General features: G+C 35.8%; 24 protein-coding genes, 2 pseudogenes and 1 riboswitch. Of the genes and pseudogenes, 14 read left to right on the forward strand and 12 right to left on the reverse strand.

Annotated elements, in window-relative coordinates; all coding sequences use genetic code 11:
- Window positions 1-6: 6 nt before the first annotated feature.
- Window positions 7-1,008, reverse strand: a complete 1,002-nt coding sequence (locus AB1279_RS03555) for an ABC transporter substrate-binding protein (protein WP_429757837.1) — start codon at window positions 1,006-1,008, stop codon at window positions 7-9.
- A 314-nt stretch (window positions 1,009-1,322) separates the two neighbouring features.
- Here AB1279_RS03555 and AB1279_RS03560 point away from each other — a divergent pair, with 314 nt between their 5' ends.
- Together AB1279_RS03560 and AB1279_RS03565 are read left to right on the forward strand one after the other, a co-directional pair.
- On the forward strand, window positions 1,323-2,297 hold the full coding sequence (locus AB1279_RS03560) for a phosphotransferase enzyme family protein (RefSeq protein ID WP_429757838.1): 975 nt from the start codon (window positions 1,323-1,325) through the stop codon (window positions 2,295-2,297).
- Window positions 2,298-2,464: 167 nt separating this feature from the next.
- Window positions 2,465-3,244 carry a 2-phosphosulfolactate phosphatase gene (locus AB1279_RS03565; protein ID WP_429757839.1) on the forward strand — a complete coding sequence of 260 codons (780 nt, stop codon included), beginning with the start codon at window positions 2,465-2,467 and terminating at the stop codon, window positions 3,242-3,244.
- On the opposite strand, the gene AB1279_RS03570 is transcribed toward AB1279_RS03565, so the two are convergent.
- A complete protein-coding gene (locus tag AB1279_RS03570) occupies window positions 3,236-3,607 on the reverse strand; it encodes a hypothetical protein (protein WP_429757840.1) in 372 nt (123 codons plus the stop codon). The two genes, AB1279_RS03565 and AB1279_RS03570, sit on opposite strands and share 9 nt — an antisense overlap.
- 753 nt (window positions 3,608-4,360) lie before the next feature.
- Here AB1279_RS03570 and AB1279_RS03575 point away from each other — a divergent pair.
- On the forward strand, window positions 4,361-4,939 hold the full coding sequence (locus AB1279_RS03575; protein ID WP_429757841.1) for a hypothetical protein: 579 nt from the start codon (window positions 4,361-4,363) through the stop codon (window positions 4,937-4,939).
- 700 nt (window positions 4,940-5,639) lie between these two features.
- The gene (locus AB1279_RS03580) at window positions 5,640-6,260 is read left to right on the forward strand and encodes a hypothetical protein (protein ID WP_429761289.1); all 621 of its coding nucleotides are present in this window, start codon (window positions 5,640-5,642) and stop codon (window positions 6,258-6,260) included.
- Between the two features lie 75 nt (window positions 6,261-6,335).
- On the opposite strand, the gene AB1279_RS03585 is transcribed toward AB1279_RS03580, so the two are convergent.
- Complete coding sequence (locus tag AB1279_RS03585) at window positions 6,336-7,238, reverse strand: Nif3-like dinuclear metal center hexameric protein (protein ID WP_429757842.1); 903 nt, start codon at window positions 7,236-7,238, stop codon at window positions 6,336-6,338.
- 135 nt (window positions 7,239-7,373) lie between these two features.
- On the opposite strand from AB1279_RS03585, the gene AB1279_RS03590 reads away from it, so the two are divergent.
- The gene (locus AB1279_RS03590) at window positions 7,374-7,697 is read left to right on the forward strand and encodes an iron-sulfur cluster biosynthesis family protein (protein ID WP_429757843.1); all 324 of its coding nucleotides are present in this window, start codon (window positions 7,374-7,376) and stop codon (window positions 7,695-7,697) included.
- A 163-nt stretch (window positions 7,698-7,860) separates the two neighbouring features.
- Here the strand turns inward: AB1279_RS03590 and AB1279_RS03595 are convergent, their stop codons facing one another.
- A complete protein-coding gene (locus tag AB1279_RS03595; RefSeq protein ID WP_429757844.1) occupies window positions 7,861-8,049 on the reverse strand; it encodes a hypothetical protein in 189 nt (62 codons plus the stop codon).
- Window positions 8,050-8,204: 155 nt separating this feature from the next.
- Between AB1279_RS03595 and AB1279_RS03600 the strand changes: the two genes are divergently transcribed.
- On the forward strand, window positions 8,205-9,110 hold the full coding sequence (locus tag AB1279_RS03600; RefSeq protein WP_429757845.1) for a DMT family transporter: 906 nt from the start codon (window positions 8,205-8,207) through the stop codon (window positions 9,108-9,110).
- A 23-nt stretch (window positions 9,111-9,133) separates the two neighbouring features.
- On the opposite strand, the gene AB1279_RS03605 is transcribed toward AB1279_RS03600, so the two are convergent.
- Window positions 9,134-9,355, reverse strand: coding sequence for a hypothetical protein (locus AB1279_RS03605; RefSeq protein WP_336484170.1), 222 nt, complete (start codon window positions 9,353-9,355; stop codon window positions 9,134-9,136).
- 247 nt (window positions 9,356-9,602) lie between these two features.
- On the opposite strand from AB1279_RS03605, the pseudogene AB1279_RS03610 reads away from it, so the two are divergent.
- A pseudogene (locus AB1279_RS03610) lies at window positions 9,603-9,749 on the forward strand (ATP synthase subunit I); the annotation flags it as partial.
- A gap of 153 nt (window positions 9,750-9,902) precedes the next feature.
- Here the strand turns inward: AB1279_RS03610 and pckA are convergent.
- Window positions 9,903-11,489 (reverse strand): phosphoenolpyruvate carboxykinase (ATP), encoded by a 1,587-nt coding sequence (gene pckA / locus AB1279_RS03615; RefSeq protein ID WP_429757846.1) that lies wholly within the window; start codon window positions 11,487-11,489, stop codon window positions 9,903-9,905.
- Window positions 11,490-11,707: 218 nt separating this feature from the next.
- A riboswitch (SAM riboswitch) is annotated at window positions 11,708-11,832 on the forward strand.
- Between the two features lie 167 nt (window positions 11,833-11,999).
- Between pckA and metK the strand changes: the two genes are divergently transcribed.
- Window positions 12,000-13,199: a methionine adenosyltransferase gene (metK, locus tag AB1279_RS03620; RefSeq protein WP_336484167.1), complete on the forward strand. Its 1,200-nt coding sequence runs from the start codon at window positions 12,000-12,002 to the stop codon at window positions 13,197-13,199.
- A gap of 83 nt (window positions 13,200-13,282) precedes the next feature.
- Here the strand turns inward: metK and AB1279_RS03625 are convergent, their stop codons facing one another.
- Genes AB1279_RS03625 through AB1279_RS03635 form a run of 3 tightly spaced genes read right to left on the reverse strand, consistent with a single transcriptional unit; the run spans window position 13,283 to window position 14,021 of the window.
- Window positions 13,283-13,630 (reverse strand): DUF3139 domain-containing protein, encoded by a 348-nt coding sequence (locus AB1279_RS03625; protein WP_429757847.1) that lies wholly within the window; start codon window positions 13,628-13,630, stop codon window positions 13,283-13,285.
- A gap of 20 nt (window positions 13,631-13,650) precedes the next feature.
- Window positions 13,651-13,836 (reverse strand): hypothetical protein, encoded by a 186-nt coding sequence (locus tag AB1279_RS03630; protein WP_429757848.1) that lies wholly within the window; start codon window positions 13,834-13,836, stop codon window positions 13,651-13,653.
- 2 nt (window positions 13,837-13,838) lie between these two features.
- Entirely contained in the window at window positions 13,839-14,021 is a 183-nt protein-coding gene (locus AB1279_RS03635; RefSeq protein ID WP_429757849.1) for a hypothetical protein, read from the reverse strand.
- A 160-nt stretch (window positions 14,022-14,181) separates the two neighbouring features.
- Here AB1279_RS03635 and AB1279_RS03640 point away from each other — a divergent pair, with 160 nt between their 5' ends.
- The 6 genes and pseudogenes from AB1279_RS03640 (at window position 14,182) to AB1279_RS03665 (ending at window position 17,922) form a co-directional block, all read left to right on the forward strand.
- Window positions 14,182-14,691, forward strand: coding sequence for a MogA/MoaB family molybdenum cofactor biosynthesis protein (locus AB1279_RS03640; protein ID WP_429757850.1), 510 nt, complete (start codon window positions 14,182-14,184; stop codon window positions 14,689-14,691).
- Window positions 14,688-15,278 carry a molybdenum cofactor guanylyltransferase gene (mobA, locus tag AB1279_RS03645; protein WP_429757851.1) on the forward strand — a complete coding sequence of 197 codons (591 nt, stop codon included), beginning with the start codon at window positions 14,688-14,690 and terminating at the stop codon, window positions 15,276-15,278. The genes AB1279_RS03640 and mobA overlap by 4 nt, the downstream gene beginning before the upstream one ends.
- A 39-nt stretch (window positions 15,279-15,317) precedes the next feature.
- Window positions 15,318-15,525, forward strand: a pseudogene (locus AB1279_RS03650) (IS1595 family transposase); the annotation flags it as partial.
- A 134-nt stretch (window positions 15,526-15,659) separates the two neighbouring features.
- On the forward strand, window positions 15,660-16,514 hold the full coding sequence (locus AB1279_RS03655; protein ID WP_429757852.1) for an alpha/beta fold hydrolase: 855 nt from the start codon (window positions 15,660-15,662) through the stop codon (window positions 16,512-16,514).
- 269 nt (window positions 16,515-16,783) lie between these two features.
- Window positions 16,784-17,248 carry a hypothetical protein gene (locus AB1279_RS03660; protein WP_429757853.1) on the forward strand — a complete coding sequence of 155 codons (465 nt, stop codon included), beginning with the start codon at window positions 16,784-16,786 and terminating at the stop codon, window positions 17,246-17,248.
- Between the two features lie 29 nt (window positions 17,249-17,277).
- Entirely contained in the window at window positions 17,278-17,922 is a 645-nt protein-coding gene (locus AB1279_RS03665) for an NUDIX hydrolase (protein WP_429757854.1), read from the forward strand.
- A gap of 116 nt (window positions 17,923-18,038) precedes the next feature.
- Here the strand turns inward: AB1279_RS03665 and AB1279_RS03670 are convergent, their stop codons facing one another.
- The 3 genes from AB1279_RS03670 to AB1279_RS03680 all read right to left on the reverse strand — a co-directional run bounded on the left by AB1279_RS03670 (window position 18,039) and on the right by AB1279_RS03680 (window position 20,919).
- A complete protein-coding gene (locus AB1279_RS03670; RefSeq protein ID WP_429757855.1) occupies window positions 18,039-18,572 on the reverse strand; it encodes an N-acetyltransferase family protein in 534 nt (177 codons plus the stop codon).
- A 284-nt stretch (window positions 18,573-18,856) separates the two neighbouring features.
- Window positions 18,857-19,297 (reverse strand): hypothetical protein, encoded by a 441-nt coding sequence (locus tag AB1279_RS03675; protein WP_429757856.1) that lies wholly within the window; start codon window positions 19,295-19,297, stop codon window positions 18,857-18,859.
- A 476-nt stretch (window positions 19,298-19,773) separates the two neighbouring features.
- Window positions 19,774-20,919 carry a glycosyltransferase family 4 protein gene (locus tag AB1279_RS03680; RefSeq protein WP_429757857.1) on the reverse strand — a complete coding sequence of 382 codons (1,146 nt, stop codon included), beginning with the start codon at window positions 20,917-20,919 and terminating at the stop codon, window positions 19,774-19,776.
- Between the last annotated feature and the right edge of the window lie 87 nt (window positions 20,920-21,006).

The raw sequence follows: 21,006 nt of genomic DNA on the forward strand, positions 1-21,006 counted from the left end.
GGTCCTCTACTTCTTAATAACGCTTTCTGCAATGGAAGTATTCACTAATGTGTCATGTGGTACTTCTTTCGGTAATTCGCCAGCTTCTTTCATAATACTTTGCAGTTGTTTCCACTCTGCTTCATCTAATAATGGATTCGTTGCGTACGAATGTTGCGTTTTGTAACGATCAATAACTTTCACCATAATATCTTTTGATGTATCTTTAAAGCGCGGTTCAATGGCTTTTGCAATTTCTTCTGGGCTATGTGTATCGACCCATTGCTGCGCCTTATAAATAGCGCGTGTGAATTTTTCTGCAGCTGCTTTATCTTTCTTTAAGAAGCTTTCTTTTGCCATAAAGGTTGTATACGGAACCGTTCCAGATTCAACGCCAAAGGAAGCGACAATGTAGCCTTTTCCTTCTTTCTCGAAAATACTAGCAGTTGGTTCGAAGAGCTGTACGAAATCACCTGTACCAGAAGCAAAGGCATTTGCGATATTCGCAAACTCGATATTTTGGATTAAATTTGTATCTTTGTGCGGATCGATTCCATGCTTTTTCAGTACGTATTCGCCAACCATTTGCGGCATGCCGCCTTTACGTTGACCGAGGAAAGTTGTGCCTTTCACATCACTCCAATTAAAGGAATCCAATTTTTTACGAGAAACGAGGAATGTTCCGTCTGTCTGTGTTAATTGCGCAAAGTTAATGACAGGGTCTTTTGCGCCTTGAGCGTAAACATAAATAGATGTTTCTGAACCGACAAGGGCAATATCGATGCCATTTGATAATAAAGCTGTCATTGTTTTATCGCCGCCGGCTGTTGTTTGCAAATCAATATCTAATCCTTCATCTTTAAAAAATCCTTTTTCCATAGCGACATATAACGGAGCATAAAATAATGAATGTGTCACCTCGCCAACGCGTACTTTCTCTACTTTTGTACTTTCTTCTTTTTTATTACACGCAACAAACGTAAAGACAGTAAGGAAGACAATTAAAAAACATGCTAGAACTTTTCGCAATTTATGACACCTCCTAAAAATACATCTACTGTAATGTATGTGGGTAAATGCCCATGTGTGAATGATTTTTAACATGCTTCCAAAAGAATTCCCCTTCCTCAAAGAATGAGAAGTGTGAAGCCCAATGAGTAGGGAGGGGAGGAATCTTGGTTGGCATAAGCCAAAGGAATGAAAAAGGAATTCCCTCAAATGAAACAGGAAGCCCTTTTCTTCAATCAGAGCGGAAGGTGGATAAGGAGGGGGGATTCACGGAAGTGATGAAGGAAACGAACAGGAGAAAGCAAATATATGTATAGTGGGGGGCGTATGTGAAAATGAATAATAAAATTAGACAAGCAGTGAAGTATTTTGGAGGAAAAGAAGAAAGCTGCATAAAACTCGCTAGCGGGTTTCAAAATGAAGTATATGAGTATGCATATGAAGGAGAAAGGCGTATTCTACGCATTACGCCTAGTTCTCGTAGAACAATCAAGCAAATACAAAGTGAAATTGATTTTATATACAGTTTAGATGCAGATGGCGTGAACGTTTCCCTGCCGGTTGCTTCTTGCTTTAGGAATGATATAGAACAAATGGATATAGAGGGGGAGTCATTTATTGTTACTTCATTTCTAAAAGCACCTGGTCAGTTTGTGAATGTTGCGAATGAGCAAGAATGGAATGAGAAGTTATTTCAAAATTGGGGGCAAACGATTGGTAAGATGCATGCAATTGCTAAAAAGAATGATAGTGATTATAAAAAGTATGAGAAGCCGATTTGGAAATCTGATGTAAAAGTTATGAATTTTTTATTATCAATAAGTAAACCATTAGCCATAAGCTATGAAAAAATGATTACAAAAATTCAGGCGCTTTCCAAGGAAAGTGGTACATATGGGTTGATCCACAATGACCTTCATCAAGGAAACTTTTTCGTTCAAGACAATACATTAACGATTTTTGATTTTGATGATTGCTCGTTTTGCTGGTTTGCACAAGACATTGCCGTATCGTTTTATCATGCGGTGTGGCAAGGATTATCAGTAAGGCCGGAACATGTATCCTTTCCACAAGAATTTATGAAGTATTTCATAGAGGGGTACAGTAAAGAACATCGTATGAATAAAGAAATACTAAAGCAAATTCCACTTTTTCTTAAACTGCGGGAAGTCTTTTTATTTGCGCTGTTTCATAAAGTATGGGATTTTGATAAGTTAGAAGAATGGCAAGCTTATACGTTAAAAGATTTGCAGTATCGGATTGAGCAGGGGGTTCCATATACAAATGTGGACTTTTTAAGTTTTGTGTAAGGAGATAAAAAAGCGATGTAATAGCTCATTGTATGTATAAGCTATTACATCGCTTTTTTATGTAGACCTCATTCAATATGTTATCAAAATTCTGAAAAATAGTCTATTTCTTTTTGCAGCATGCAGTTAACATGAGAAAGAAAATAATAATGGATGGGGGATATTATATGTCAGTTTTTGATCAATCTTCATTTCAATGCCGCGTAGAATGGGGACGACGCGGCGCTAGGGAGGCAGCAAAGCGAGGGGACATTACGATTATTGTAGATGTTCTTAGTTTTTCTTCAACAGTAGTTACGGCTTTACATGTAGGGGCTGAAATCTTTCCATATCCACCGCCATTGAATGAAAAAGCCAAAGCATATGCGCATCAATTAGGTGCAGAGCTTATGTTAAGCAGGGCAGAAGCTGTGAAAATGGGCAAGCATTCTTTATCCCCAGTAACATTTAACGATGCTGATCAAGGGAAGAGGTTTGTTCTATGTTCATTAAACGGTGCGTCTTGCGCGTGGATTGCTTCGAAAGTTCCTGCTCTTTTTATTGGCTGTTTACTGAACGCCTCAGCTGTTGCGGAAGCTGCGAATCTCATCCAAAAACAAACTGGTGCAAATATTACGGTTGTTCCTTGCGGTGAACATTGGGAAGAGATAAAAGAAGATGAAAATGGCTTGAGGCCAGCAATAGAAGATTATTTAGGAGCAGGTGCAATCATAGAAAAATTACAGGGAAGTAAGTCAGTTGAAGCACAGTTATGTATAGGTGCTTTTCAATATGCAAAGTCTAATCTTAATGAGTTTATTTGGGATTGTGGAAGCGGCCGGGAGTTACGTGAACGTGGATTTGCAGAGGACGTAACATATAGTGCATCTTTGAATTTACTGCAAGTAGTACCATTTTTGCAGAATGATCGGTTTGTGGACTTTTTTAAAATAAGAACTTTACCATGAGATGTATTTTTTAATCCTCTTATTTAAATGTTTTTTAATAATTACATAGATGTCCCATATAGCAGTAGAAATAAGCACAAATGATATAACTGAATACATGTAAAATATAACGTTTTGTTCATCTGGCAAATATAGAAACAAATAAACAACTTGTAAAAATACTAATAAGAATAACATATTACACAAATATACTAGATAAGTATCCTCGTTATTCTTTAATTGCGTCTTTGTTTGAAACGCAATACCGACTATTACAACAGCGAGTAACCCTACAATTAGACCCATTCCGTGCTTAGTTAATTCTTCAATTGATTTTTTTAATTGTTCCGGATGTTTTAAGGCAGTTTTAGATACCATGAACAAAGTATCAACTGCTAAAAACACAAAAAGTATTTAAAATACTTTTATTAATATATTTTTTAATTTTTTTAAAAATACCACCAAACAAATTACCTCATCCTACTAAATGTTCTACAGGTATAAGGTTTTGAAGTACCCTATACCCATCAAGTTAAGAAATTCATTGAACCCAAAACGAAAAAATGGGTTGAACTCTCATAAATAACTGTAGAGAGATAAAATTTTTATTTTGGGGGATACTTCAAAATCTTAGCTTGATGGCGATGGGGTGCTGACGGCAAAACGCGGATTTTAAACGCTAAGGATATGCAGGATTTCATGCAGGCTATGAGAACGATTTGAACTGCCAAATGCTGTTGTGACGGGGATGTATGAAATTCTGCATACATCGGAGGGAACAGAAGGTTGGCAAACTCTTGGTATGAATGGATTTCTGAGATTTGGTTACTGCTGCTGATGATACGTTGTGTTAACTTTATATGTATACGATATACAGATAAAATCTTTAAGTCCTTTTTACATAAAAAGGTATAATTTGATAAATGATTATTTTTGTGAAGATAGAGAAAGAAGAATTCTTTCGAATAAATCGTTAAATAAATATGGAGATTTTTTAAGTGTTCTTTAAGTATTCTTTCAGCGTTCTTTAAGTATTCTTTCAGTGTTCTTTAAGAATAATTTAATATCATAACTATACAATAAAAGACTATTGTACTAAGTTAAATTTAATAAATATTTTAAGTTAGGAGTTTTTTTATGCTAAAACAGTGGGTTAAAAATCCAAAAGAGAGGAAATTAATTTATGTTTCAATCATAGCAGCTTTCGTTATTCTTGCATGTGGATTTTGGACAATTGAACACAGAAATTCATTAACAATAAATATACCAACAGATATACCAGCAGATATAAATCATCAACATATGCACCACATGAAAAGTCCTTTGGAATTTTATGCCCAAAATAAAGCTTCTTTAGGTCGAATTGGTATTTTTGCTGCATTTGCCATGTTTCCTCTTTATTTTTTATTAAGACTCAAAAAAATAAAATTAAGAAAAGAGATGAAAGCATTTATTTCAAAAGTTTTGAAGTGGGTGAAATTATTTCATGTTCCTATTGCAGTTATTGCATTCGCATTGATTACCATGCATGTAATTATTATGATATTTTATGAATGGAAAACAAATGCAATCTCTATATCAGGCGTTATTTCGTATATTTTGTTTCTTGCATTAGGAACATTGGGATTTCTACGATACAAACGAAAAGATAAAAATTGGCATTACTATCTTTCATTTGCTTTTGTGTGTTCCATGCTGATTCATACGTGGCTCTAAATTGAACTACCCCAACTTAGAAGGGGTTGTGTAGCAACCGAACCAAGTCTTACGTTAAGTATTAGCAGACATTCTGAAATTAAAAAACGAGAAGAGTGCAATCTAAAATCATCTGTGTAACTCAAAAATCTATATAAATTTAGTCATTTTCACCGTTTTTAATGTCCGCTAATGCTTATTGCATGATTTGGTTCAAAAAATTGCTACACAAAGGCCATATAGAATTTCAAAATGACTTCCATAGAATGTATACCTATATCCATTCACAGTAATTACATATGAGTTCATGAAAGTATTTGGAACAATGAACCATTTTCCTTACTGGAAGAAAGTGTTCCAAAAAGAGGCTAATGTCAATCCGAGAAGCAAAGTAACCATTGCCCAACCCCATATTTTACCGAACAACCTAGTATGATATTCTCCCATTAATTTTTTATCACTCGTCATCAAAACCATGAAAATAAGCAATGGCAGCATCAGAATACCACCGATGACTTGTGTGATAATAGAGATGAAGTTTAATGGCAAATTCGGTATTAAAATAGCAAGTGCAGCAAGGACCAGACTGTTGAAGGAGAATTAAATATTATAGTACCAAATAATTTTTATGATATAGAAGCAGGCAAGTATACAGGCCTGTTCCTATCCTTTCTATATAATATTATATAGAAAGGATAGGGGGTTCGTTTATTTGAGTGATATTTACAACAAGAAAAATGTGGAACTTTCCCCGCCTTGGATCACATATTTTAATAAAATTAAGTTTTCAATTGGAGCAGATCCAAAGGTAACAGTTGGACCACTTATTTTAGATGATGATCATTATATTATTCTTGTAACAGTAACAGGAAATGAGAAGGCAAGGGCAATTGCAACACTTCTCAATCCTACGATAAGTTTCGGGTATATGAATGTAAATGTTGTTGTTTCAAATAGAGAAGGACAAATTGCCTCTCCATTTCCATGTCCGTTAGATGAGTTTGAAATTGCACATTATTTTCAAGCGGCGTTAGAAGGAAATCTGTTTTTTGAGGATGTAGTTGTGAAATCGCAATTACCTGGAGGACCGAATGTAGTGTATCCTGTTTTTAAGCCTGAAGTTATTCAGTTTTTTAATGATGATATTTCAAATCTATGCAATACGTTTGTAGCAGTTGCGGCAGATGTGTTCAAAGATGTAATACAAAATACAATATGTGATGTACCTATCTTGTTTTCTACAAGTTGTGATGGAACAAGTGTAGCGAGCGAAAAATTAGCGGATTTTGAAGTGAAGAATAAGGGGACTTCACCAAAACTTTTTTTAAAAGAAGTAATCTAACTGATACTATACTGTTTCCTCTTAAAATGAAGTAATCGCTATTCTTTTTTTACAGAAAGAATAGCGATTATTGTATTAATACCACCATTTCCCCTGTGGCAGTAACACAACATTTACATGAAAGTTTTGCGAAAACCAATCATACATTAACGTTTTTTTCACTAAAAACTCAGATGCAGAATGAGAGACCCCGATTAGCGACATATTTGTATGAGGGATGTACTCTTTCATGATGGCATATTTCTTTTGGCCATATTCGTTATCGATATGACAATGCACTTCTCCGGTAATATAAGCCTGCGCCCCTTTTCCCTCTGCTTCTTGCATCATACTTACTTTATCGCCGCAGCCAGCGATGATTGCGATTTTCGAAATATGAGAACGTGTTTTTCCTTCAAAGTCTACATACGGGATGTTAAAAAATTTTTTTGTTTTTTCAATTAGTTCATTTGTATGTGTTGGAGCAATTTCACAAATCAATCCATCGCCTTCAGCGAAGCTTTCAATTACTGATGCATGTAGTACTTTGGCGATGGCGATACTTGTACCATACGTTTGATGACGGTCCATTGGCGCGTGACATGTGTACACGGACAGTCCTTTTTCTATTATAGCCCGTAAATAATGTTCTGGAATAGGAACGAATCCACGCCCTGGTAAGCCTTGCGGGTCTCCGCATTCCATGACAAGAGGATGGTGCATAAATAATAAGTCTCCAGATTTTCCTTCAGAAAGAAATCTATCTAGTACTTCATCTGTTGGAAAGACAGCTAGAAATACGTTATGAACAGTATCTTCTCCTTTTAACATGAGCCCATTAAAGTATGTAACAAAATCATCTTCAAAGAAATCTTGCCACGGAAAAGAGATTGGATCGTAAACAGCTGGAATAAAACGGCTAAATCCAGGGTCTATTCCATATTTGTGCACTGCAAATAAAGTATCTAATTGATGTTGTATGTCTTGGAGTGCTGGCATGACGAACCCTCCTTTGGAAAAATATATAAATTTTATTATATATTTGAATGAATTTTCTGTATATACAAATCTAACTGATTTATAAAAAAGAATGCTACAATAGGAGAATCGTTATATATGTAGGAGGAAAAAACAATGAATGTTACAGTAACAGACGTGGCATACGAGAAAATAAAAGAGATGATTCCAAGTGAGGCAAAATATATAAAATTATTTTATGATACAGAAGGATGCGGCTGTGTGATGAGTGGAATTATTGACTTAGTTGTTGTATCCAAAAAAGATGAGCGCGACGTAGAGATTTCATCAAACAAATTTCAGTTTATTGCAGACCGAACGAAGCTTGTTTTTATGGATGATAACTTGACTGTTGATTTTCAGGAATCAGGAGGAAATTTTCAATTAAAAAGCCCAAGTCAATATTATAATCCAAATATGAAATTGCATATTCGAGTGTAATTGATGAAATAAAAAGAAGAAAGCAGATTATGTTTGCTTTCTTCTTTTTTATTTCACTACTTGTATACGATAAGGTTCAGAGAAAACAAAGAAGATAGATGGAGGAAAAGAGTCTGTAGGAAATTCAGCGTTGAGGATTTTCATCCACTGATATTAGCACATATTAAGGGATTTCTTGTTCTTGAATAATTGTTTCGGTTTCGGTTGAGGAATCACCGTTTCCAAAGAGGTAGAAAGAAAGGCCTCCAAGAACAACGAGAAATAAAAAGAGAAGCAAAAAGAGGAAAAGTATAATAAGAATGAGTTTCCGTTTCTTGTGTTGTTGCTGAGATAGTTGTTTTTCTGTACTCATATAATCCCTCCTTTATTATGATAAAACCTTATGCATATGTAAGAAAAAAATTCTAAATTTCAATGAAGAAAGTAGAATTTTGAAAGTGAGAAGGGATTTAAGTATGTTTCTTGAATCTTAATGAGGTAAAGTATCGGATATAGTGGGGGAAAGATATGAAAAGATGGGGAATTGAATTACTGCTTTTCTGTGTCGTGATTATATGGGGAATCAATTATACAATTGGAAAATACGGTCTTGTAGAATTAACTGCAATCCAATTTACAGCAATGCGCATGGTTACTGCTGCGCCGCTTTTATTATTGTTGACGTTTTACATAGAAAAGTCGCTTTATATTGCATGGAAAGATATTGTGAGGCTTATTTTTGTTAGTATGGTGGGGATTACGCTATATCAGACGTTGTTTATGGAGACGATTCAACATACGTCTGCAACAAATGCGTCACTATTAATTTCGATTTCTCCCATTTTTACAACAATGTTTGCTATATTTTTGAAAGAAGAACAATTTTCATCACGTAAACTCATTGGATCGGTCATTGCGTGTATCGGAGCTGCACTCGTATTACTTGCGGGGCATTCACTTGTACAATCTTTTTATGGGAATGCAATTGGACTCATTACTTCGATTTGCTGGGGATTGTATCCTGTCTTAGCAGGGCCGCTTATGAAGAAATATTCAGCCCTGCGCGTAACAGCCTGGTCAGCAGCAATTGGTGCAGTGCCACTTGTAATATTAAGCGGTTGGCAAATTGTTCAGCTGCCTTTTGTTATTCAGCACGGTAGTACATGGTTTTCGTTACTGTATTCTATTTTTCTTGTTACAGTGTTTGGACTTGTCATGTGGTACGTTGGAATCCAAAAAATTGGTGCATCCCATACGATGGTATATATGTATGTTACACCGTTTGTAGCAGTTTTATTTGCAGCAGTATGGGCGAGAGAGCAGTTATCTTTACAACAAATGATAGGCGGGCTTGTTATTTTTGTTGGTTTGTGGTTTGTAAAATCTAACAAAGCTAATCAAACATTACTCATAAAAGAAAATATATCAAAATAAGAAAGCAGAGCAAATCTGCTTTCTTATTTTTTTATTTTCGGTAAGAAAATAAGATACAAAATAGCTGTAATAAATGGAATCCAGTTGAGAAAAGGGAAGCGGAAATAAGTGACGAGAATCAGACCGGTGAGAAGAACGCTGAGAACAGCATAGAAAACACTATGCTTAGATGTATACCAATATAATGTTAAGCCGACGAGAGCTGGAATAACAAAATGAATAAGAGCGATTAAAAAGAAGAGCAATGGAAGTCCCTCCTTTATTGTATACTTACTATATAATATCCATATTTTTCAAGATTGATAGCTTATTTTTTAGAATTTGTCAAAAATGTTTGCGAAAGCGACACAATTAGTCATGCTACTAGAAAAAGGAACCGTGTATAATGTTATTTCTTGAAAATGTTTTACTACTATAATTACTGTGTGTACAAGGGAAATTCTTTGGATATGGATAACTACACATTGGATGAAGATTTATATAGATAGAAATTTTGCAGCAGCGATACTTGGCGCAATTATGATGTACGAAATGGAACATCATATGGTGATGTGGGCATTTGCTGTTGGAATTATGGGTGGATATGCATTAATTGTTATAAATTTAGCATATTACAGTATAAAAGATGCTAAGAAATAGGAAAGAGGCTTGCGAATTGAATCGTAAGCCTCTTTTTATATGTAAGTATGTGTTACTGCAAGAAAACGTGGGCTTTGTCGGTGAGTACTTGTTTTCCTGCAATAACAACATGCTTATTCACATGATTTAGGATATTTCAAAGTAAAGTCGGGTTTAAGCGATTGGACCGCCAAGTTTTACAATTGTTTCAGAAACGTTATCAAATTGCTTGAAGTTTTCTTTGAACTTATTTGCAAGCTCAGTTGCTTTTACTTTGTAAGCTTCTTTATCAGCCCATGTTTGTTCTGGCATTAATACTTCATCAGGTACACCAGGAACATGAAGCGGTACTTCAAGACCAAAGATGTCATGTTTCACTGTTTCAGCGCGATCTAATTCGCCGTTTAATGCAGCTTGCACCATTGCGCGTGTATGACCTAAATTCATACGTTTTCCAACGCCGTATTCGCCGCCAGTCCAGCCAGTGTTCACTAAGAATACTTTCGCATCGTGCTTCTCGATTTTTTCTCCAAGCATTTCTGCATAGCGAGATGCATCAAGCGGTAAGAATGGAGAACCGAAGCATGTTGAGAATGTTACTTGCGGTGAAGTAATACCGCGCTCAGTTCCTGCTAGTTTACTAGTAAAACCGCTTAAGAAATGGTACATAGCTTGCTCTTTCGTTAATTTGCTGATTGGAGGCAATACGCCAAATGCATCAGCAGTTAAGAAAATGATTGTATTTGGATGACCTGCAACGCTAGGTAATACGATGTTATCAATTGCATCAATTGGATAAGCTGCACGTGTATTTTCTGTTAAGGCAGTGTCATCATAATTTGCAATGCGTGTATGATCATCAAGCACCACGTTTTCTAAAACAGAGCCGAATTTAATCGCGTCAAAGATTTGTGGTTCTTTCTCGCGAGATAAGTTCACACATTTTGCATAGCAACCGCCTTCAATATTGAATACGCCGTTATCAGACCAACCATGCTCGTCATCACCGATTAATTTGCGGTTCGGATCAGCAGATAATGTTGTTTTACCTGTTCCAGATAAACCGAAGAATAAAGCAACATCGCCTTCTTCACCTACGTTTGCAGAGCAGTGCATAGAAAAAATATCTTGCTCTGGAAGTAAGTAGTTCATGATAGAGAAGATTGATTTTTTCATTTCACCAGCGTATTCTGTACCTCCGATTAACACGATACGCTTTTCAAATGAAACAATAATAAATGTTTCTGAGTTTGTGCCGTCGACTTCTGGATCTGCTTTAAAGTTTGGTGCAGATACAATTGTGAATTGTGCATCATGATTTTTTAATTCTTCCTCAGTTGGACGGATGAATAATTGATGCGCGAATAAGTTATGCCATGCATATTCATTAATAACTTGAAGAGGAAGACGGTAGCTGCGGTCTGCTCCTGCAAATCCTTTGAATACGAATAGTTCTTCTTTTTCTTTTAAGTATTCCAATACTTTTGTATATAATTTATTAAAATGCTCTTCAGAAATCGGTTGGTTTACAGAACCCCAAGCGATTTTATCCGTAACAGATGCTTCGTCTACAATAAATTTATCTTTCGGAGAACGTCCTGTATATTTTCCTGTTGAAACAGAAACAGCGCCAGTAGAAGTTAATCTGCCTTCTTTTCTCATTAATACTTTTTCCGTTAATTGCGGAACGCTCAATTGAACCTGTGCATTGCTTCCGTTTAATAGTTCATGTAATCCAATTTGGACATTCACAGTACTCATATTTAGATACCATCCTTTGTTTAATTTATAAATATTCTCGTAATCCCCACCAAGAGTATAACACAATCATATAAATAATGTATACTATTTATTTATTTTTGTTTGTGTTATTATATTACTTTTTTCCATATATTTCAGCCCTGAAAAACTTATAGGAATATGTGTATTTGGATTGACAAATGAAAAGCATTTCTTTAGTATAGTTGAGGACGGATACTCTCTTATCCCGAGCTGGCGGAGGGACAGGCCCGATGAAGCCCGGCAACCTCACTTGTATGTACGACAAGTTCAAGTGAATAGGTGCTTAAACCTGTGCGAGATGTAATGTCTCGAACGATAAGAGCGAAGGGCAAAAAGCAGTATGCAAGTAGCGAATACAACCTTTCCTCTATTAATTTAGGAAAGGTTTTTCTTTTGCGCTTGTGGGAGAATACATGAATGTCGCAGTTTGTGGCAAATTAAGGATGAGTTCCGTACAATATATACATTTACTGTAGGGAGGTTTACCACATGACAAAAAAACGTCATCTGTTCACATCTGAGTCTGTAACTGAAGGACACCCAGATAAAATTAGTGACCAAATTTCTGATTCAATTTTAGATGCAATCTTAGCAAAAGATGCAAACGCACGTGTAGCTTGTGAAACAACAGTAACAACTGGTTTAGTATTGGTAGCGGGGGAAATTACGACTTCTACTTATGTAGATATTCCAAAAATCGTTCGTGAAACAATTAAAGGAATTGGTTATACTCGTGCAAAATATGGTTTCGATTCAGAAACTTGTGCAGTTTTAACATCTATCGATGAGCAGTCTGCTGACATCGCAATGGGTGTTGACCAAGCGTTAGAAGCACGCGAAGGTCAAATGACTGACGAAGAGATCGAAGCAATCGGTGCGGGCGACCAAGGTTTAATGTTTGGTTTCGCATGTAATGAAACAAAAGAATTAATGCCGCTTCCAATCTCTCTTGCTCATAAATTAGCTCGTCGTTTAACGGAAGTTCGTAAAGATGATACATTACCATACTTACGTCCAGACGGTAAAACACAAGTAACAGTTGAGTATGATGAAAACGGTAAACCAGTTCGTGTTGATACAATTGTAATTTCTACACAACATCATCCAGAGATCGCTTGGGAACAAATCGATCGCAACTTAAAAGAATTTGTAATTAAACCAGTTGTACCAGCTGAATTAATCGATGAAGATACAAAATTCTTCATTAACCCAACTGGCCGCTTCGTTATCGGTGGACCACAAGGGGATGCTGGTTTAACAGGTCGTAAAATTATCGTAGATACTTACGGTGGATACGCTCGTCACGGCGGCGGTGCATTCTCTGGTAAGGATGCAACAAAAGTTGACCGCTCTGCAGCATACGCAGCTCGTTACGTTGCGAAAAACATCGTAGCAGCAGGTCTTGCTGACAAAGCAGAAGTACAACTTGCATACGCAATCGGTGTAGCGAAACCAGTATCTATCTCTGTTGATACATTCGGCACTGGAAAAGTATCTGAAGAAGTATTAGTAGAACTAATCCGCAGCAACTTCGATCTTCGCCCAGCTGGTATCATTAAAATGTTAGACTTACGTCGCCCAATTTACAAACAAACAGCAGCATACGGCCATTTCGGACGTACTGATGTAGATCTTACTTGGGAACGTACAGACAAAGCTGAAGCTTTAAAAGAGCAAGCTGGTCTATAATATAGGAAGAAAAAAGCTTTGCGCGTGTGCGCAAAGCTTTTTTTATTTAAATCATACGGTGAGTAGCGTTGTAAACGAGAGTCCTAATACTCCCCAAAATGTTTATGTTTGTATGAATAAGTGTTAGGGTCTACTTTGTCATCAAGTAATGTTTGATGATAAGCAAGTACCCCTTTTCTATCCGTATCTCCAATTTTTTGATAGCGATACGTATACATAACATGTGGTTCATCCTTGTACGTAACATCGACCGTATATCTGAACTTAAAGTCGTACCGTACTTTAAAACTTTTAAAATCATTTTTCTTGTCGCCTTGTGAGAGTAAATACGTTTCTATTTTATGAGCTATGTGATTTTTATAAAATGAAGTACCGCTCCAAAAACAAATGATTACAATTGTAATTATGAAAGCAATATTTCTTATTTTCATGCAATCACCTTTTTAGCATTTTAGTTGCTTTCCTGTTTTTCTAATTTTCCAACGCAAGAAGTGCAATACACTTCCCCGCCGAGTTCAATATATTTTTGAATGTTTGTCATACCGCTTGGCGGATATTGCATGTAAATCCAAGAACGCTCATGTACTGCAATTTCCTTCCCGCATGATGTACACGTAGTTGATTTTTTACCGAACATAGTTATTCCCCTTTACGATAACGAATTTTTCCGGCACAAAAGGCTGAACATAATAAAAAGAGCGTGCCAAATCCCCAGCCGCCAATTGCTGCATATGGTACAGCGTCTTTTAGTGCCATGCCAGCGCTAATAGAAGCGACGAATAGCAAAATAAATAACGTCGTTAACTTTCTCATTGTATCCATATGAAATTCCCCTCCTTAAAAACCTATATTTTTATTATAAGGTAAATTTTAGAAAAGAAATGTTTTTTCGATAAAGAAGTGTGACAGGTCTCACATTTTTTTGCTGCCATATTATATATGATAAAATTTAGACAAGCTTATCGATGAGGAGGAGAAAAAAATGAGCGTTACAGAACATAAAAAACAAGCACCACTATCTGTTCGCTGTAAAATCATAACGATTTCGGATACACGTACAGAAGAAACAGATAAAAGCGGACATTTATTAAAAGAGTTATTAATAGAAGCAAATCATCAAGTAACAGCTTATGAAATTGTAAAAGACGATAAAGAAAGCATTCAGCAAGCTGTGTTGGCGGGCTGTCAACAAGAAGATGTAGATGTTGTGTTAACAAATGGCGGCACTGGAATTACAAAACGTGATATTACAATTGAAGCGGTAGAAGCATTGCTTGATAAGGAAATTGTAGGCTTTGGAGAACTATTTCGGATGATCAGTTATTTAGAAGATATCGGAAGCGCGGCGATGCTAAGCAGAGCAATTGGCGGAACAATTGGAAGGAAAGTTGTCTTTTCTATGCCAGGATCGACTGGTGCGGTTCGCCTTGCGATGAATAAATTGATTTTACCAGAGCTTGGACACATTACATTTGAGTTGCACCGCCAATGAAAATTGCAGGAATTGTATTAGCCGGCGGAAAGTCCAGTCGTTTTGGCGAGCCAAAAGCATTAGCAATTTGGCAGGGAAAAACATTTATTGAACATAGTATAGAAGCATTGAAAGAAGTTGTAACAGACATTGTTGTAATCAGTCATCCACGCATTACAAATGAACTTTCGCACATATTGGATGCACCCGTTGTAGAAGATATTGAATTATACAAAGGAAACGGCCCGCTTGCCGGTATATTAACAGGCATGGAATTTGTAGATGCAGATTGGTACATCGTTGCACCGTGCGACACACCAAATGTTTCGAAAGAGTGGGCAATGGAATTAATAGAACGAGCGGATGAAACATATGAAGCAATTGTTCCGCTAGATGAAGGGCAGAAACAACCACTTTTAGCGCTATATCATAATAAGGTAAAAGAAAAAATAGAACAGTTATTAAAAGAAGAGCAGAGAAGCATGCAGGGGCTATTATCACAGTGTAATGTTCAGTATGTGACAATAGAAGAAGCATTAGGTGTATTTCTAAATGTAAATACAAAGGAAGAATATAACCAATTACAGAAACGAATGGGAAAGGAGTGAGAACTCCTTTTCTTTTTTGTAGGCAAGGGACTGGAACAGCATCGTTTCAAGTCAGATGGAACAGAACGAGTAAGAGGACTATATCATATTCAAAACATCAATAATTATCACAGTCGATTAAAAGGTTGGATGCAACTCAAGTAATGGTGTGGCTACGAAATACCTCGATATTTCGAATCATAGGAATGATGATGTTTCTATAAGTAAAATGATAGTAGAAAGTTACTTATTAAGAACGTATCAATAGTAGACTTTCATTATTCAACAAAGGGTTAGTTTAATAAGATTCAGTAATAATTTAGCAAATAATATGGTTATATATGGTAATATAAAACCCAGATAGGACAGGGGATTGGGTTTATTAGAAAGAGTAGAAAGTAGGTGAATGAATTGGTAAATTATGAACAAAAAATAATAAATACAGAAAGAGGTTCCTTTGAAATCTTTATTAGTGGTAATGGTAAACCTTTGTGTATAACACACCTCTATCAAGAATTCTCCATTAGAGGTTCGGCTCTTGCAGATTGTCTATCATCCTTTTACAAGGTTATTTTAGTCAATTTAAAACAGGCCGGAAATTCATCAAAGGCTCGAAACTCAAATGAACTGACAATGAATGAGACAGTTAAAGATCTTGAAAGCATACGAACTGAGTTAGGATACTCAAAATGGTCTTTTGCTGGACATTCTACGGGTGGATTTTTAGGGTTAACATATGCTACCAGTAAACCACAGGTTTTGGATTCACTTATATTATGTGATACTTCCGCATCTAAGGAGTTTTTAAATTCAGAAAGTTGTATATATAATTTTAAAACTGGTCAACATCGCAAGGAGGTATCCAAGATATTTTTAGCATTGATGTTACCCTTTGTTTCGAAAACAAAAAAAGGAATAGCTAATAAGAAGTTGATTGAACTGTCTCTCTATAAACCAGAAAGGTATAATGAGTATTTTAGTGAACGACCCTTTAGTAAAATTATTAGAAAAAGAATGAGGGCTTATAACAAAGACCTTAAAACATATGATGTTCGAGATAAATTAAAACATATTAATTTCCCTACTCTTATTCTTTGTGGTCAATATGATGTTCAATGCCCTGTTTTGTACTCGAAAGAAATGCATACATTAATTCCAAATTCTAAATTAGTAATTTTTGAGAATAGTAATCATTTTCCTTTTGTTGAAGAGAAGGAATCTTTTATAACAACCGTTCGAGAATTTGCCACCATTTAATTGATATGTAAAAATTTAGATAAACAAAGACAGTGACTCCAATTCTTTGTTTCGTCAATATAGGCTGAATACTTAATATCTCGACTTTCTTGTTGTACTAACAGGTGGTTTAAATGATGAAGAAGCAACACTATTAATTAACAGATCCTTTTTGTAAGAAATTACCGAAAATTATCATTCTTCCGGTAAAATAAGGAGGCAAAGTTCTTATTCGCATGCATATAAGGCTTTGTAACATAGACAGATTTTAAGGGAAGCGGAGGGGGGAAGTGGGTTTTCTATTAGTAAAGTTATTAAAGCTAGTGTACTGTGCTGGCCTCATTCTTGTTTTGTTTTCTATTGGGAAAATTTTCGAAGCAATAGAAAGGTATGTTCGAAAAATATTTGGAAATCGTCTCTCTAAAAAGGCACTATACTTCATATTTGTGATGATGACAATGTGCTTTGAAGGAGCGAGTTTGTGGCTTTTATCGATTTTCTTCCACTTTGAACTTCTTACGACGTTATTTACAGGAGGCTTTTTATTGATAATCGTGACGTGGAATACACTCTATTTTCGAAATTCATTTCATAATCAAGCAAGAGCGGTAAGTCGTTTTGTGGGAGGAACAGATGAGCATACAGAATTTCGAGCAACGGAATTGTCAGTTCATCCGTTTGCGGTTGGAACATTTTTATTTGGAATCATTAGCATTGTAGGTTCGTTTCTCTACTATTTACCATACTTAGTATAGAAGGATACTGAAAATAAGGAGTATACATAATGGAAAGTGAATTACTGAAAATATTTGATGAACATAGAAATCCAGTAGGCGTTGCAACTCGTGAAGAAGTACATAAAATGGGGTATTGGCATGAGACGTTTCATTGCTGGTTCATAAGTAGAGAAGATGGAGTAGATTATATTCATTTTCAAATTCGCAGTCATACAAAAAAGGATTATCCGAATTTATTAGACATTACAGCTGCGGGCCATATATTAGCTCATGAAACCGTGTATGATGGAATACGCGAAGTGAAAGAAGAAGTGGGGATTGATGTCTCGTTTGATGAACTCATATCATTAGGCATTATCAATTATTGCGTTACAATAGAAGATTTTATTGATAAAGAATTAGCTCACGTTTTCTTATATGAAAATAAAAAAACAATGGACGAATATAAGCTGCAAATAGAAGAAGTATCAGGCGTTGTTAAGGCTGAATTGAATAGTTTTTCTAAACTTTGGTTTGGGGAAGTAGAGGGAATTATAGTGGAAGGCTTCGAAATGAATGAAGCTGGAGAAAAAGTTTTAATCCATAAAACCGTAGACAAACGTAACTTTGTGCCTCATGAACATTCGTATTACGAAAGTATTATCACGTCGATGAGGGAGAACATGAAGTCGTTAGAGAGTACGAAAGCATAAAGCGAATGACCAAATAATTTTTGTATGGATAGGAGGTTTTGGGTTAACCTCCTATCCGTGTTTATCCCGCTATTGCGCGGGCACCTCCCACTGATGGAAGTTTCACTTATCCGTATTTAAAGCATCAAACCCATAATAAGGGTATTATAATACTCACCATTTATATACGTATCTTGTTGTAATAGTCCTTCTTCTTTAAAGCCGACCTTCTTATAAAGTTCTATTGCTTTATCATTGTCTTCTCGAGTTACAAGATGTATTTTCTTAGTAGTCCCATTTAATCTTGCCCACTCGATAAGCTCTTCCATCAATATCCTACCTAGACCAAATCCGCAGTGCTCCTCTGCGATCACGATTCCTAGTGTTCCTACGTGTCTCGTTCTAGCTTTTGGACTAGAGGTAATGGAGGCAATACTTATAATTTCATCATCCATTGTTGCTAGTAAGATGATGGAACTATTATCTGTTCCAGTAGTTTCTATGAAGTTTTCATAATCGTGTAAAGACATACTGAACTCATTTTTCCCGAATGAAAGAAAATCAGTTTCTCCGCCGACTACATTATAAAAATCGATCATAGATTGAGCGTCCTTTTGTAAAGCCTCTCTTATAATGACTTCTTTTCCGTTTCTCAAACATATTATTTTCATATTTATCAACTTCTTTCGGATTCGTTATGTTCATCTTAATATTAATGTTTGAAATTGAATAGCTTAAATTTTGAATTAAAAAATGACAAAAAAAAGCGAAGAATGTTTATAATTCTTCGCTTTTTTTATGACATACTAGGGTATATTGTATCTTGCATATATGAGAGAGTTCACTCATATCACATTATAACACTGTAAACCATTTATAAAATATGCAATATTGCATATTTTAAATATTGACAGTTTAAAATGGTTCTCTTCTTTTCAAATAGTTAGTCTGTTATTTATGAGACACACATAAAGTTTCTAATTTGTGCATATCGATAGCTTACTTTTCGGCGGCGTCCCGCTTGCCAAGTATATCCAGATACTCCATTTTTTCTAACTTCAGTTGGATAAAACCAAAAATCCCTCCCAAAAGGTCCTTGCCCTCTTAAACCAATAAATCCCCACCTGCCTAAACAATTACACATCGCTGATCGTATTTGAATCGTTTGTATAGGAGAAGAAAATGCTGCTGGTGCTGCTGGTTGTTGTGCCGGTGGTGGTGATGTTGGAGCATCTTCAGCATCGTCGGGACGATAGACGTCATCGTCGATCTCCCTTGTGTCCTCGAATGGTTGATAATTTGGCTGTTGATAATTTGGCTGTTGATAACTTGGCTGTTGATAACCTGGCTGTTGATTATAATTTACATGCGGAAAGTACATTGGCTGATTATTCATGAAAAAATCACCTCATTTTTTTTTATGCGCACTTAAAATATGAGTATGTTGCGTGATTCTTATATGAAGCTTATTTATGGCCCAAATTACTTTCAGCAGTACGAATTATATGAACAAATTGGATCGAAGGCATTATCTTTTACTGGTAAAGAAACAATTATGAAGTTGAATTATATACATCTTTGGTTCTATATAGCTTATTATGGAGGTTAATTACAATTATAGTGTTTAATGGATAGCAAAATGGGGAATCTCATTTTATACTAATATTTATTGTGCCGCCCCGTCTAAGGGACAGTGCACGGCCGGTAATTGGCTAATGGGAACCTTCTCATTTTGCCAGTGCTGGTTTTTGTTAAATAATGATAATAATAGATTTTTTGAGATAAAGTTATATAAAAACACAAGATAAAGAGAGGTCATACTACGAAGTAGGACCTCTCTTTCTATATTTTGTACAATATAGAAGTTTCACTTTATGCCAGCATTTCCGCTTTTCGATTTTGAATGACATCTTCATAATGCATCACGAGGTCACTGAAAATTTCATCCCAGCTTTGTGTTAAAGCATAGTTTCTACCTTGTTGCCCCATGTATTCACGTTTCTCTTTTTGATCAAGTAATGTGTAAATAGAAGATAAAAAAGAGTCCGTTTGTTTCGGCTTACAAAGAAAACCTGTTGTTTCATGTGTAATAATGTTTTTCACACCGCCTGCATTTGCGCCGATAACGGGTGTGCCGCATGCCAGTGATTCTAAGACGACATTTCCGAATGTTTCTGTTGAAGAAGGAAATACCATAACATCTGAACAAGCATATGCTTCAGCTAACCCTTCTCCTTTTAAATATCCAGTAAATGTTATATTTTCTGTAATTGTTTCTTTTACTTTGCCAGCGAGAGGGCCATCTCCGACAATTAGCCAATGAACATCATTTTTTCGTTCTTTCGTTGTTTTGTGGATTAATGCCAGCAATGTTTCAATATCTTTTTCAGGAGCTAAACGTCCAACGTAAGAGAGGATATATGGCGATGTAATGTTATATTTTTTTCGAAATACGTCCTGATTATAATGAGGATGGAATAGATTGCAATCTACTCCGCGGCTCCATAAGTATAAGTCTTGGAAGCCTTTTTTTTGCAGTTGTTGCATCGTTTCGAGAGAAGGTACGAATGTTTTTTGCAGGGCACCATGAAACCATTTTAAATAGTTCCACAGCATATTGGAGAAGAATTCAATTTTATAATATTGCAAATACGCATCGAAATCTGTGTGATAGGAACCGACAAGAGGTATGTTTAGTTTTTTTGCGTAATACGTGCCACAAAGCCCCATGTTAAACGGTGTTGCGACATGGATAAGATCTGGTTGAAATTGAAATAGCTCTTTTTTGATGAAACGTGGATTTGGAAATGCGAATCGGCACTCTGGGTACAGTAGTTTAAGTGGAATACTTTTTATTTTATTGACGTTGGTAACAAAGTTATCTTCGGCTGTATGCTGCGGTGCAAACACAGAGTAAGAGATATTTTGCTTATGCAAATACTGTGTCAAGCGATCGAGTGTTTTCGCAACGCCGTTCACTTGCGGTGTAAACGTATCTGTAAAGATGGCAATTTTCATCAAATTCCCTCCTTCTTCTATCCCGCCATTAATGGGTAGTGATACCTCCACCTCAAAGTGCAAAGAAAATAAAGAAAGTAAGTAAGT

Source organism: Bacillus sp. S14(2024) (genome assembly GCF_050473785.1).
GTDB classification, from domain to species: domain Bacteria; phylum Bacillota; class Bacilli; order Bacillales; family Bacillaceae_G; genus Bacillus_A; species Bacillus_A yunxiaonensis.

Coding starts and splice junctions, on each gene's coding strand:
- AB1279_RS03600 (WP_429757845.1), top strand. CDS start 8,205: ATGAAAAGATGGGGAATTGAATTACTGCTTTTCTGTGTCGTGATTATA.
- AB1279_RS03575 (WP_429757841.1), top strand. CDS start 4,361: ATGCTAAAACAGTGGGTTAAAAATCCAAAAGAGAGGAAATTAATTTAT.
- AB1279_RS03595 (WP_429757844.1), bottom strand. CDS start 8,049: ATGAGTACAGAAAAACAACTATCTCAGCAACAACACAAGAAACGGAAA.
- AB1279_RS03670 (WP_429757855.1), bottom strand. CDS start 18,572: ATGAAAATAATATGTTTGAGAAACGGAAAAGAAGTCATTATAAGAGAG.
- AB1279_RS03630 (WP_429757848.1), bottom strand. CDS start 13,836: ATGTTCGGTAAAAAATCAACTACGTGTACATCATGCGGGAAGGAAATT.
- AB1279_RS03680 (WP_429757857.1), bottom strand. CDS start 20,919: ATGAAAATTGCCATCTTTACAGATACGTTTACACCGCAAGTGAACGGC.
- AB1279_RS03625 (WP_429757847.1), bottom strand. CDS start 13,630: ATGAAAATAAGAAATATTGCTTTCATAATTACAATTGTAATCATTTGT.
- AB1279_RS03590 (WP_429757843.1), top strand. CDS start 7,374: ATGAATGTTACAGTAACAGACGTGGCATACGAGAAAATAAAAGAGATG.
- AB1279_RS03560 (WP_429757838.1), top strand. CDS start 1,323: ATGAATAATAAAATTAGACAAGCAGTGAAGTATTTTGGAGGAAAAGAA.
- AB1279_RS03675 (WP_429757856.1), bottom strand. CDS start 19,297: ATGAATAATCAGCCAATGTACTTTCCGCATGTAAATTATAATCAACAG.
- AB1279_RS03640 (WP_429757850.1), top strand. CDS start 14,182: ATGAGCGTTACAGAACATAAAAAACAAGCACCACTATCTGTTCGCTGT.
- AB1279_RS03665 (WP_429757854.1), top strand. CDS start 17,278: ATGGAAAGTGAATTACTGAAAATATTTGATGAACATAGAAATCCAGTA.
- mobA (WP_429757851.1), top strand. CDS start 14,688: ATGAAAATTGCAGGAATTGTATTAGCCGGCGGAAAGTCCAGTCGTTTT.
- AB1279_RS03585 (WP_429757842.1), bottom strand. CDS start 7,238: ATGCCAGCACTCCAAGACATACAACATCAATTAGATACTTTATTTGCA.
- pckA (WP_429757846.1), bottom strand. CDS start 11,489: ATGAGTACTGTGAATGTCCAAATTGGATTACATGAACTATTAAACGGA.
- AB1279_RS03635 (WP_429757849.1), bottom strand. CDS start 14,021: ATGGATACAATGAGAAAGTTAACGACGTTATTTATTTTGCTATTCGTC.
- metK (WP_336484167.1), top strand. CDS start 12,000: ATGACAAAAAAACGTCATCTGTTCACATCTGAGTCTGTAACTGAAGGA.
- AB1279_RS03565 (WP_429757839.1), top strand. CDS start 2,465: ATGTCAGTTTTTGATCAATCTTCATTTCAATGCCGCGTAGAATGGGGA.